The sequence below is a fragment of the Pseudomonas sp. EL_65y_Pfl2_R95 genome (genome assembly GCF_963971045.1).
GTDB lineage: Bacteria > Pseudomonadota > Gammaproteobacteria > Pseudomonadales > Pseudomonadaceae > Aquipseudomonas.
Window position 1 is genome coordinate 190,704 of the sequence record NZ_CAXAOV010000004.1, and the last position, 11,985, is coordinate 202,688.

At 56.4% G+C, this 11,985-nt stretch carries 13 protein-coding genes; 8 read left to right on the plus strand and 5 right to left on the minus strand.

What is annotated here, in order from left to right:
* Positions 1–31 precede the first annotated feature (31 nt).
* Positions 32–706 carry a RadC family protein gene (gene radC / locus AACY09_RS14345; protein ID WP_339488972.1) on the minus strand — a complete coding sequence of 225 codons (675 nt, stop codon included), beginning with the start codon at positions 704–706 and terminating at the stop codon, positions 32–34.
* A 302-nt stretch (positions 707–1,008) separates the two neighbouring features.
* On the opposite strand from radC, the gene coaBC reads away from it, so the two are divergent.
* The 4 genes from coaBC to argB all read left to right on the plus strand — a co-directional run bounded on the left by coaBC (position 1,009) and on the right by argB (position 6,338).
* On the plus strand, positions 1,009–2,217 hold the full coding sequence (gene coaBC / locus AACY09_RS14350; RefSeq protein ID WP_339488973.1) for a bifunctional phosphopantothenoylcysteine decarboxylase/phosphopantothenate--cysteine ligase CoaBC: 1,209 nt from the start codon (positions 1,009–1,011) through the stop codon (positions 2,215–2,217).
* A 28-nt stretch (positions 2,218–2,245) separates the two neighbouring features.
* A complete protein-coding gene (dut, locus tag AACY09_RS14355; RefSeq protein WP_339488974.1) occupies positions 2,246–2,701 on the plus strand; it encodes a dUTP diphosphatase in 456 nt (151 codons plus the stop codon).
* Positions 2,702–2,804: 103 nt separating this feature from the next.
* Positions 2,805–5,405 carry a phosphomannomutase/phosphoglucomutase gene (locus AACY09_RS22065; protein ID WP_445323851.1) on the plus strand — a complete coding sequence of 867 codons (2,601 nt, stop codon included), beginning with the start codon at positions 2,805–2,807 and terminating at the stop codon, positions 5,403–5,405.
* A 27-nt stretch (positions 5,406–5,432) separates the two neighbouring features.
* The gene (gene argB, locus AACY09_RS14365) at positions 5,433–6,338 is read left to right on the plus strand and encodes an acetylglutamate kinase (RefSeq protein WP_339488975.1); all 906 of its coding nucleotides are present in this window, start codon (positions 5,433–5,435) and stop codon (positions 6,336–6,338) included.
* 194 nt (positions 6,339–6,532) lie between these two features.
* On the opposite strand, the gene AACY09_RS14370 is transcribed toward argB, so the two are convergent.
* Together AACY09_RS14370 and pyrE are read right to left on the minus strand one after the other, a co-directional pair.
* Complete coding sequence (locus AACY09_RS14370) at positions 6,533–7,123, minus strand: DUF4124 domain-containing protein (protein WP_339488976.1); 591 nt, start codon at positions 7,121–7,123, stop codon at positions 6,533–6,535.
* Positions 7,124–7,146: 23 nt separating this feature from the next.
* Positions 7,147–7,788: an orotate phosphoribosyltransferase gene (gene pyrE, locus AACY09_RS14375; RefSeq protein WP_339488977.1), complete on the minus strand. Its 642-nt coding sequence runs from the start codon at positions 7,786–7,788 to the stop codon at positions 7,147–7,149.
* Positions 7,789–7,880: 92 nt separating this feature from the next.
* Between pyrE and AACY09_RS14380 the strand changes: the two genes are divergently transcribed.
* Entirely contained in the window at positions 7,881–8,660 is a 780-nt protein-coding gene (locus AACY09_RS14380) for an exodeoxyribonuclease III (protein WP_010489186.1), read from the plus strand.
* 55 nt (positions 8,661–8,715) lie between these two features.
* Here the strand turns inward: AACY09_RS14380 and AACY09_RS14385 are convergent, their stop codons facing one another.
* Together AACY09_RS14385 and rph are read right to left on the minus strand one after the other, a co-directional pair.
* Positions 8,716–9,081, minus strand: coding sequence for a DUF4870 domain-containing protein (locus AACY09_RS14385; protein ID WP_445323852.1), 366 nt, complete (start codon positions 9,079–9,081; stop codon positions 8,716–8,718).
* A 19-nt stretch (positions 9,082–9,100) separates the two neighbouring features.
* Positions 9,101–9,823 (minus strand): ribonuclease PH, encoded by a 723-nt coding sequence (gene rph, locus AACY09_RS14390; RefSeq protein WP_339488980.1) that lies wholly within the window; start codon positions 9,821–9,823, stop codon positions 9,101–9,103.
* Between the two features lie 140 nt (positions 9,824–9,963).
* Here rph and AACY09_RS14395 point away from each other — a divergent pair, with 140 nt between their 5' ends.
* The 3 genes from AACY09_RS14395 (at position 9,964) to rpoZ (ending at position 11,953) form a co-directional block, all read left to right on the plus strand.
* Positions 9,964–10,827: a YicC/YloC family endoribonuclease gene (locus AACY09_RS14395; RefSeq protein ID WP_339488982.1), complete on the plus strand. Its 864-nt coding sequence runs from the start codon at positions 9,964–9,966 to the stop codon at positions 10,825–10,827.
* A gap of 123 nt (positions 10,828–10,950) precedes the next feature.
* A complete protein-coding gene (gene gmk, locus AACY09_RS14400) occupies positions 10,951–11,571 on the plus strand; it encodes a guanylate kinase (RefSeq protein WP_339488983.1) in 621 nt (206 codons plus the stop codon).
* A gap of 118 nt (positions 11,572–11,689) precedes the next feature.
* Positions 11,690–11,953 (plus strand): DNA-directed RNA polymerase subunit omega, encoded by a 264-nt coding sequence (gene rpoZ, locus AACY09_RS14405; protein ID WP_339488984.1) that lies wholly within the window; start codon positions 11,690–11,692, stop codon positions 11,951–11,953.
* Positions 11,954–11,985: the final 32 nt, after the last annotated feature.

An 11,985-nucleotide genomic window follows, 5' to 3' on the forward strand; every position in this document is an offset into this window, starting at 1 on the left:
CTGCGCCTCGCTTGAGGGCTCAGTGGTGTGACTAGATCCAGCCGTGCTCGGCCATTGAAAGAGGCTCACCCTCCCCGACAATAAAGTGATCAAGCACGCGCACCTCAATCAACTCCAGCGCCGCCTTCAAACGCTGAGTCAGCACCTTGTCGGCCTGACTCGGCTCGGCCACACCAGAGGGGTGGTTGTGCGCCAAAATCAGCGCCGCCGCGTTATGCGCCAGCGCGCGCTTGACCACTTGCCGCGGATACACGCTGGCACTGTCGATTGACCCGCTAAACAGCGACTCATAAGCCAGCACGCGGTGTTTTGCGTCCAAAAACAAACACCCGAATACTTCGTGGGGTTCATGGCGCAATAGCGCTTTAAGGTAGTCACGCACCGCTTTTGGGCTTTCCAGCGCGCTGTCGCGCCGCAGTTCTTCAGCCAGATGGCGGCGGCCCATCTCCAGCACTGCTTGCAGTTGCGCGTACTTTGCCGGCCCCAACCCGAGGCTCTGGGAAAACGTCGCAAGATCAGCCTGCAATAAACTGCGCAGACCGCCAAACGCAGCCAACAGGTGACGCGCCAGATCAACTGCGCTATGCCCGGCCACCCCGGTTCGCAGAAATATCGCCAATAATTCGGCGTCCGTCAGGGCGCCAGCGCCCTGCGCCAATAGCTTTTCCCGCGGGCGTTCTGCTGCGGGCCAGTCACGAATACTCATATAAAAACCTCCCTGTCATACCCAAGCATGCCGAAAGCTGGCTGTGTAAAACGTCCCTGGCGAAGACAAGGTTTTAACAAACGGAAAGGCACCGGGGTCGCGTTCGACTTCAGGTGTTCTAAATGAGCATTTTCCGCCTGCTTTTAACGCCGTATTGCCGAGTGCAGTAGTTTTTTACACAGTCTGCCAAGGCCGCTGTTCCGTTACGGCCTCTGTGCTATCGTAGCCTACCTTTTTCGTGGTGACCGGCCTGGGGAGGCGTCATCACCGCGTCGTACTTTCACCTTGAGCAAGGCAGGCCTATGCAGCGTCTTTATCGGAAACGCATCATTCTCGGCGTGGGCGGCGGCATTGCTGCCTATAAAAGCGCAGAACTGGTACGCCGACTGAAGGATCAAGGCGCCGAAGTCCGTGTGGTTATGACCCACGGCGGCCGCGAATTTATTACCCCGCTGACCTTACAGGCGTTATCCGGCAATCCGGTTCACCAGGAACTGCTCGACCCGGCTGCCGAGGCCGCCATGGGTCATATCGAGCTCGCGCGCTGGGCAGATCTGGTACTGATCGCCCCGGCCACCGCAGACCTCATGGCGCGCCTCGCCCAAGGTGTTGCCAACGACCTGCTGACCACTTTGGTATTGGCCACTGATGCCCCTGTCGCCTTGGCACCGGCCATGAACCAAGCCATGTGGCGCGACCCGGCCACCCAAGCCAACACGCAGCTCCTCAGCCAACGCGGCTTGCATATATTTGGCCCGGCTTCCGGCAGCCAAGCGTGCGGCGACGTAGGTTTGGGCCGTATGCTTGAAGCCGACGATCTCGCGCAACTGGCCGCCGACTGCTTTGAGCGCAAAAGCCTCAGCGGCGTCCATGTGCTGATTACCGCAGGCCCGACCCAGGAAAACATCGATCCGGTGCGCTACATCACCAACCATAGCTCGGGAAAGATGGGCTTCGCACTTGCCGAAGCGGCTGCCGAGGCTGGCGCCAAGGTCACCTTGATCAGCGGCCCGGTGCACCTGCCCACGCCCGAGCGCGTCACCCGCATCGATGTAGTCAGCGCCCGCGACATGCTCGCGGCTTGTGAAGCGGCAATGCCCTGCGACCTACTGATTGCCGCCGCCGCAGTGGCCGATTACCGTCCAGAAGTCGTGGCTCAGCACAAGCTGAAAAAAGACCCGACCAGTGGCGAGGGCATGCTCCTGCAGATGGTCCGCAACCCGGACATCCTTGCCACGCTGGCCACCCGTGAAGACCGGCCGTTCAGCGTCGGGTTTGCGGCAGAAACCGAAAATCTGCTGGAGTACGCGTCGCGCAAGCTCAAAGATAAAAACCTCGACCTTATCGTCGCCAACGATGTGGCCAACCCCACTATCGGCTTCAATAGTGAAGAGAACGCAATCACCATCATTGATCGTGAATTGCAGCAAAGCAGCTTCGCCCAAACCAGCAAGGGTAAAATTGCCCGCCAATTGGTCGACGTCATTGCTCAACGCATGAATCGCACCTGAACTTTATTGATGGATATCAAAACCTGACATGCACGCCTTACAAGCCAAGATCCTCGACCCACGCCTGGGCAACGAATTTCCCTTGCCGCAGTACGCCACGCCAGGCTCCGCGGGCCTCGACCTGCGCGCAATGCTCAAACAAGAGCTGATCCTTGAACCCGGCCAGACGGTACTGATCCCAACGGGATTGTCGATCTACATTGGCGACCCAGGCTTGGCTGCAATGATTTTGCCGCGCTCAGGGCTCGGCCATAAGCACGGTATCGTGCTCGGCAACCTGGTTGGCTTGATCGACTCGGACTACCAGGGCGAGCTGATGGTGTCTTGCTGGAACCGTGGTCAAAGCGCCTTTAACATCAGCATTGGTGAGCGCATTGCACAGTTGGTTCTGGTGCCAGTTGTTCAGGCCCATTTCGAGATGGTCGAAACGTTTGATGAGAGCCAGCGTGGGGCTGGCGGTTTCGGCCACTCAGGAACCAACTAAGCTGCACTGATGCAGTTTTTTTGCACTACCTTGAACCTGGCCGCGTGATTCTGTAACGCGGCTGGGCGCTAATACTAAGAATAATCGGTCAGGGAGATGTTCGATGAAGTTGTTCAAACGCGCCGCCAAGGACGAGTTGTCCAATGAGATGATCAAACAGGCGGCGGCCAAGGCATCGAGCAATAAGCAAAACACACTGGAAGCACTAAAACCCGGTCTACTGGCCGCCCTCATCGGCCTGGTACTGGCGGGGTGCGTGCTCTGGTTTGGCATGCTCAGCAGCGCCCAGCAACAGCAGCATCAAGCGTTGAGCAAAGCGTGGGGGGAGAGTCAGGCAACCGCGCTGCAGCAAGCTTTGAAACAACTCGCTGCGGACACTCAAGCGGCTGCGCAAAACCCAGCACTGGTCAGCGCGCTGCAAAGCGCTGATACCACCCAGGTTCGGGCGGTTGAACGCACGCTGGTCTACTGGAATGGCGTGGTCGATGCGCAAGTCAACTTGCGTGGCCAGGCCGTACAGGACATGGGCCGCACCGCACCGATGAACTTTGCGGCCCTGGATTTACTGCGCAGAGTGGAGAACGGCCAGACTCCGGCGGTCGAAGCCTACAAGGTTGGTCAACAGTGGCTGGTTTATAGCGTTGCGCCACTTCGCGCAGGCAAGGATCAACCTGTGCAAGGTACGTTGCTACTGGCGTTTGACCTCAACCGCCTGTTAACCAGCCTGCCTCCCCTGCCAGCTGAGGTCGGAGCCATCCAGCTTAGCCAGCAATTTGGCAGCGCGGCCGCGCAGGTACTGGCTCAACATGGCGCTGCGCAGGGCAGCCCACAACAGTTCAAAAGCGGCAATCCTAACTGGAAGCTCAGCTTTACCCCAGGTTCAGCGCTATCTGGCGCAGCGTTTTCACCCCTGTTATTGGCGCTGGCTGGGTTGTTAGCCGCACTGGGCGCAGTCATTGGTTTTTATCTGGTGCATCGCAGCTTCAATAATCACCTTGACGGCGATATCAACCAGCTTGAGCAAATGGTTAAAGAACTCTCCGCGGGGAAAAGCGTCAAACCTTTCAGCCTGAGCCTGCCAGCACTGAACAATCTGGCGAAAGCATTGGCCAGAATGCCGCGCCGTGCAGATAACAGCGCAGCTGAAAAGTCTGCGGTTGCAACGCCCGGCAAGCCTGAGAAGGCGACCACGCGTGCAGTAGAACCACCGACAACCATTGTCGACCCGCTATTTCAAGATACCGATATTCTCGATATCGACATTCTCGATGAAGACCAGGATCTCCTGGGATTGGAGCAGTCACCCTTTATGAGCACTTCGCAAGTCGCACCTAAACTCCCTGCTGATATCTTCCGCGCCTATGACATTCGTGGCGTTGTTGGCCGTACCCTCACAGCAGAAACCGCCTACTGGGTTGGCCGTGCGGTTGGCTCTGAAAGCCTCGCCAAAGGCGAACCCGATGTCGCCGTTGGGCGTGACGGTCGCCTGTCGGGACCGGAACTGGTCGAGCAGCTGATTCAAGGTCTGGTCGACAGCGGCTGCACGGTCAGTGACGTCGGCATGGTGCCGACGCCGGTGGTGTATTACGCCGCCAACATTCTGCGCGGCAAATCGGCCGTGATGCTCACCGGCAGCCATAATCCGCCTGATTACAACGGTTTCAAGATTGTTATCGCCGGCGATACCCTCGCCAACGAGCAGATTCTGGCGCTGAAAACCCGCATCGACACCAACAACCTAACCAGCGGTGTTGGCAGCGTTGAACAAGTGGATGTGCTGGATCGCTACTTCAAGCAGATTCGCGACGACATTGCCCTCGCCAAACCGTTAAAGGTGGTGGTTGACTGCGGTAACGGTGCGGCAGGTGTTATCGCCCCACAACTGATCGAAGCCTTGGGTTGCACCGTTATCCCATTGTTTTGTGACGTCGACGGCACCTTCCCGAACCATCACCCAGATCCAGGCAAGCCAGAGAACTTGGTTGACCTGATCGCCAAGGTTAAATCTGAGAAGGCTGACCTGGGCCTGGCCTTCGATGGAGACGGCGACCGCGTTGGAGTAGTAACCAACACCGGGACCATGGTCTATCCAGATCGCCTGCTGATGCTGTTTGCCAAAGACGTTGTGTCGCGCAATCCAGGCGCAGATATCATCTTCGACGTTAAGTGCACCCGGCGTTTGACCCCACTGATTAGCGGCTACGGCGGCCGGCCAGTGATGTGGAAAACCGGCCACTCGCTGATCAAGAAAAAGATGAAGGAAACCGGTGCTCTTCTGGCAGGTGAAATGAGCGGCCACATCTTCTTCAAAGAGCGTTGGTTCGGTTTCGACGACGGTATCTACAGCGCCGCGCGCTTGCTGGAAATCCTCAGCCAAGACAAACGCGATGCCGAACATGTGTTCTCTGCGTTCCCAAGCGACGTCTCAACCCCGGAAATCAATATCCAGGTAACCGAAGAGAACAAGTTCGGGATCATTGATCGCCTGCAACGTGAAGGATCATGGGGTGATGCCAACATCACCACGCTTGACGGTGTGCGGGTTGATTATCCAAAAGGCTGGGGCTTGGTGCGTGCATCCAACACCACGCCGGTTCTGGTGCTGCGTTTCGAAGCAGAAACCGAAGCCGAACTGGAACGCATCAAAGTGATTTTCCGCGAGCAAATGACTGCACTCGCACCCGACATCAAATTGCCGTTTTAACCTGCAGGATTAGCTATGGAGTCCCGCATGACTTTTGAGCGTGATGCCGCTACCCAAGTGGCCAAAGTACTGTCTGAAGCACTGCCTTATATTCGCCGTTTCGTCGGCAAAACGCTGGTGGTCAAATATGGCGGCAACGCCATGGAAAGCGACGAGTTGAAAACCAATTTCGCACGCGACATCGTGCTGATGAAAGCCGTGGGGATTAACCCGGTCGTCGTGCATGGTGGCGGTCCGCAGATTGGCGACTTGCTCAAGCGCCTGTCGATTGAAAGCCACTTCGTCGATGGCATGCGGGTAACCGACGCCGAAACCATGGACGTGGTGGAAATGGTGCTCGGCGGCCAGGTTAACAAAGACATCGTCAACCTGATCAACCGCCATGGCGGCAGCGCCATCGGTCTGACCGGTAAAGATGCGGAGCTGATCCGGGCAAAGAAACTCACCGTTTCGCGCAAAACACCAGAAATGACCACGCCTGAAATCATCGATATTGGCCACGTTGGCGAAGTGACCGGGATCAACACTGACTTGATCAACATGCTGGTCAGAGGCGACTTTATTCCAGTGATCGCACCGATCGGTGTAGGCCCTGATGGTGAGTCATACAACATCAACGCGGATCTGGTCGCCGGCAAAGTGGCCGAAGCCCTCAAGGCTGAAAAGCTGATGCTGCTGACCAACATCGCCGGTTTGATGAACAAGCAAGGCGAAGTACTGACCGGCCTGACAACCGAACAGGTTGATGAACTGATCGCCGATGGCACTATCTACGGCGGCATGCTGCCGAAGATCCGCTGCGCACTGGAGGCCGTGCAAGGCGGCGTGACCAGCGCGCACATCATTGATGGTCGTGTACCAAATGCCGTGTTGCTGGAAATCTTCACCGACAGCGGCGTCGGCACCCAGATCTGCAACCGTAAACGTCATTAATGACAGACCAGCCGACCCGCACAGACCGTGCGGGCCGGGGGCGCCACTGACATTTTAGGGCGATAAACGACGTTTTTTGCCAGGTCTGACTGATCCGCAGGGTGCGACAACGCGAAGCTTGGCAGCGCTCTAGATGCTCATTGCCAACAAGGATGGATGAAAAGAGCGTTCTCCACCCTGCCCAGCGCTGTATGTCAGCGGGACATAATCTCAGCGAAGCGTGCACGGTCGGCATTGAAGCTGGCTTCAGACTGCTTGCGCACCTCTTCATAACGCTTGATATCGCTAATCAACCGCTTCTGCTCGACCTTCTGGTTATCGATCTGCACCAGCAAACTCTCAGGAACGTCACGACCACTGCGTTCAAAGTCAGCCGCCTGAGCCTGATAGTTAGCCTGTTGGGTGCGTACCGACTGCAGGTTAGAGCGCGCCACGCTGATGACTCCGTCCAGCTCAGCAAGCTTGCGATCACGGGCCCGGTCAATATCCTCGGGCGTGCTATAGAGCCTTTTAAGCTGGGCGTCGGAACTGGCCCGCGCCTTTTCCTTGAGCAGGCGCTGGCGCTCTTCAAGGGTGGGTGCAGGCGCAACCACTTGCACCACACGACCTTGATCATTAAGCACTTCATACCCACGCCCAATGGAGTCCGGTGGCACGCCCTGTCGGCTAATAACCACGCCACCCTGGCTGTCGGTGTAGCGATAGAGTAAATCGCCTGCATTGGCCGCAACCGATAGCAGTAAGCATAGAAATAGCGAACAGCAACGCAAAACCGGTTTCAGCACAATCAAGTCCTTAACGCTTAGTATTAAATTCCATATTGAGCGCGGTAAGCCTCTACCGCGGGCAGGTGCTGTTTAAGTTCAGCATCTTCTGCCAGATACTCAAGTACTTGTTCGAGCGAAACAATACTCACCACTGGCATTGCGAAGTCTCGTTCAACTTCTTGAATAGCCGAAAGCTCACCTTGACCGCGCTCCTGACGATTCAATGCAATCAATACGCCAGCACAGTGTGCACTCTGCGATTTAATGATTTGCATCACCTCACGAATCGCCGTGCCCGCTGTAATCACGTCATCAATAATCAATGCTTTGCCAGCCAGCGGAGCGCCAACCAAGGTGCCCCCTTCGCCGTGGGTTTTTGCCTCTTTACGGTTAAAACACCAAGGCACATCACGCTGATGATGCTCGGCCAACGCCACTGCCGTGGTGGCCGCCAACGGAATTCCCTTGTAAGCGGGGCCAAAAAGCACGTCAAAATCGATTCCGCTCTCAACCACAGCTGCGGCATAAAAGCGCCCCAACTGAGCCAGCGCCAAACCGCTGTCAAACAAGCCCGCATTAAAGAAATAAGGGCTTACACGCCCGGATTTAAGGGTGAACGAGCCAAAGCGCAGAACACCGCGCTCAATGGCAAAACGAATGAAATCGCGTTGGTACGCTTGCATGAATTGTCCTGAGATACACAGATAAGGCTAGTAATTTAGCTAAAAATGACGACCTCGGGTATCATACACCCACGTGTTTTTGGGGGCCATTTATGCGGATCATCAGTGTGAACGTGAATGGTATTCATGCTGCAGTCGAGCGCGGTTTGCTCAGTTGGCTGCAAGCACAGAATGCCGACGTGATTTGCCTGCAGGACACCCGTGCCTCCGCCTTTGAGCTGGACGACCAAGCCTTCCAATTGGATGGCTATTTCCTCTATGCATGTGATGCAGAAGTTCCAGACCAAGGTGGTGTGGCGCTGTATTCGCGATTACAACCCAAGGCGGTGATTAGCGGTTTAGGCTTTGAAGCAGCCGATCGTTATGGGCGCTACTTGCAAGCAGATTTCGACAAAGTAAGTATCGCCACTTTGCTGTTGCCATCGGGGCTCAGCGGGGACGAGAGCTTGAATCAAAAATTCAAGTTCATGGACGAATTTACCAGTTACCTGGACAAACAGCGCCGCAAGCGCCGCGAGTACATTTATTGTGGTTCGCTGTATGTGGCGCACCAGAAGCTCGATGCCAAGAACTGGCGCGACTGCCAACAGTCGCCAGGCTTTATGGCACCGGAGCGGGCGTGGATGGACGAAATCACCAACACCATGGGCTATGTGGATGCCTTGCGTGAGGTGAGTCGCGAAGGTGAACAGTTCAGTTGGTGGCCAGACAGCGAGCAAGCTGAAATGCTCAACCTGGGCTACCGCTTCGACTACCAACTGCTCACATCGGGCATGCGTCGTACCGTTCGCAGCGCGCGGCTGCCGCGTCAGCCGCGCTTCTCGCAGCACGCACCACTGATGGTGGATTACGACTGGATCCTCAGCGTGTGAAACCATCAGCACAAAAAAACCGGCTTAATGCCGGTTTTTTGTGCCTGACTGGCGCCTATTTGATGATGCGCCAGCAGAATGGGTAGCGGTATGACTGACCTTCATTAGCCTTGATCCCTGCGATGATCGCCAGCACTACGCCAACGATTGCCACCAGTGTGGTCAAGACAAAGCCAATCACTACCAGCATCAACAGCATGCTGATCATAAACGCGATGCTGATGCTGATCTGAAAATTCAGCGCTTCCTTGCCCTGTTCATCAACAAAAGGATCGAGGTCCTTCTTGATCTGCCAGACCACCAACGGCCCAATCAGATTGCCGAACGGGAAAACGAAACCCAGAAAGGCAGCGAAGTGACAAAACATAGCCCACTGTCGTGCGTCCTGGCTTGGCGTCGGTACAGGTGCTTGCTCTTCCATCATTGCCTCCGCGGTGAAATTAGTCAGCCAATGCCGCTTGCTGGATGGCAAACAACTCGTTCATGCCCTTTTGCGCCAGTTCCAGCATGGCGTTAAGTTCTTGCGGCTGAAAGGGTGCGCCTTCAGCGGTGCCCTGCACTTCGATAAAGCCGCCGGCGCTGGTCATCACCACGTTCAGATCAGTCTCTGCAGCCGAATCTTCAGGATAATCGAGGTCGAGTACTGGCTCACCCTGATACATGCCCACCGACACTGCAGCAATCATCTGCTTGAGTGGATCGCCATTTTTAAGGCCGCCACGTTTCTTGATCATCTTAAGGGCATCAATCAAGGCAACCATCGAACCGGTAATAGAGGCCGTGCGGGTACCGCCATCGGCCTGAATTACGTCGCAATCGACATACAGAGTGAACTCGCCCAGCTTCGACATATCCAGCGCCGCACGCAATGAACGGCCAATCAGACGCTGAATCTCAAGAGTACGGCCGCCTTGCTTGCCACGGCTGGCCTCACGCTGGTTACGGTCGCCGGTAGCGCGCGGCAGCATGCCGTACTCGGCCGTCAACCAACCCTGGCCCTGACCTTTGAGGAAGCGCGGTACGCCGGACTCGACGCTGACCGTACAAATCACTTTGGTATCACCAAACTCAACCAGCACAGAACCCTCGGCATGCTTGGTGTAGTTACGGGTGATACGGACTGGACGGAGTTGATCAGCGGCGCGGCCACTAGGACGTTTCATCAAGGAATTCCTGCTCTGAATTGAAAACTGTCCCTCATTATAAGACGCCATGCGCTACGACGACATGACCAATTGGGTCGGATCGACGCACTGCGCTACAATCTCGGTCTTTCCAGCCTATTTATGCTTGAGGCCCGCGCATGATCCACAGCATGACTGCCTTCGCCCGCACCGAACAGGTGACGGCCCACGGAACCTTGAGCTGGGAGCTGCGCTCGGTCAACCATCGCTACCTCGAGCCTCACCTGCGGCTCCCAGAAGCCTTTCGCGACCTTGAAGGCGCCGTGCGCGATGCATTGCGCCAGGGCCTTTCACGCGGCAAGCTGGAGTGCACATTGCGCTTCACCGAAGAAAGCACCGGCAAACCCCTGCAACTGGATCAAGAACGCGCCGCACAATTGATTGCCGCTGCCGAAACCGTTGCCGGCCTGATCAAACAGCCCGCCCCTCTCAACCCGCTTGAAGTATTGGGCTGGCCGGGGGTGTTGGTTGCCGACTCAGCAGACCCACAGGCACTCAACAAAGCGGCACTGACGAGCTTCAAGCAGGCGCTTGATGAGCTCAAACAGGGCCGCGCCCGCGAAGGCGAAGAATTGGCCAAGCTACTGACTGATCGCCTCGACGGTATTAGCAGCGAAGTCTCATCCATGCGCGAATTGGTACCGCTGATGCTCAGCACCCAGCGGCAGAAAATCCTTGATCGCTGCAAAGACATGCAAGTCGAACTGGACCCCCAGCGCCTGGAGCAGGAAATGGTCCTGCTTGCGCAAAAGAGCGATGTGGCCGAAGAACTCGACCGGCTCACTACCCACGTTATTGAAGTGCGCCGCGTACTGAAAACCCCAGGCGCTGCGGGCCGCCGCCTCGATTTTTTGATGCAAGAGCTTAATCGCGAAGCCAATACCCTAGGCTCCAAAGCCTTCGATGCACGCAGCACGCAGGCGGCGGTCAATCTCAAGGTGTTGATCGAACAGATGCGTGAGCAAGTACAGAATATCGAGTAAGCCCGCTACACCGACCTTTGTTGCATGAGGCCAAGCGGAAAGCAGCGCTTGGCCGAGCAACCGCCTTACAATGTGTCGCAAGACGCTGCTACGCTTGAAAAACCGCTTTTTTAGGATGCAATCATGAGCCTTACCACCGGCACCCTTTACATCATTTCCGCACCCTCCGGCGCCGGCAAGACCAGCTTGGTCAAGGCGTTGATCGACAGCGAGGCGATGATTCGCGTCTCGGTTTCGCACACCACCCGCGCCATGCGCCCAGGCGAAATCCACGGCGAGAATTACCACTTCGTCGATCGCGAGCAGTTCCACGGCATGCTAGACAAAGCTGAGTTCCTTGAGCACGCCGAAGTGTTTGGCAATCTCTATGGCACCTCACAGACCTGGGTTGAGAAAACCCTGGCTGAAGGTTACGACCTGATTCTTGAGATCGACTGGCAAGGCGCGCAACAAGTGCGCAAGCTGATGCCGGAATCGCGTTCAATCTTCATTCTGCCACCGACTCAAGAAGCCTTGCGTCATCGCCTGACCAATCGCGGACAAGACAGTGGCGAGATCATTGAACAGCGCATGCGCGAAGCGGTCAGTGAAATGAGCCACTATGTTGAATATGACTTTTTGATCATCAACGACGACTTTGCCCACGCACTGAGCGACCTGAAAGCGATTTTCCGCGCCAATCAGCTCCAGCAAAACTCGCAACAGCAGCGCCATGCCGGCTTGCTCAGCGAACTGCTGGCCTGAGCCGTACGGCGCTCAAGCAAAACTAAAGCTTCCCTTAATGCTGGTGATTTTTTAGACTATCGAGTCCGCTTGCCCATTTTCGGGCCCAGCTTTAATTGCATTTGTTACGAGGAACACCATGGCCCGCGTTACCGTTGAAGATTGCCTGGACAACGTTGATAACCGCTTTGAGCTGGTCATGCTGGCCACCAAGCGCTCGCGTCAACTCGCCACTGGCGGCAAAGAGCCAAAACTGGCTTGGGAAAACGACAAGCCAACCGTGGTTGCGCTGCGTGAAATCGCTGCTGGCCTGGTTGATTACGACGTTATTGCCCAAGACGAGATCGTCGAAGAAGAGCCGCTGTTTGCCGCCTTCGATGACGAGGCTAACGAGTCTCAGTAAGCCTATGCCGGGTCGACGTCGCAAGGCGCAGG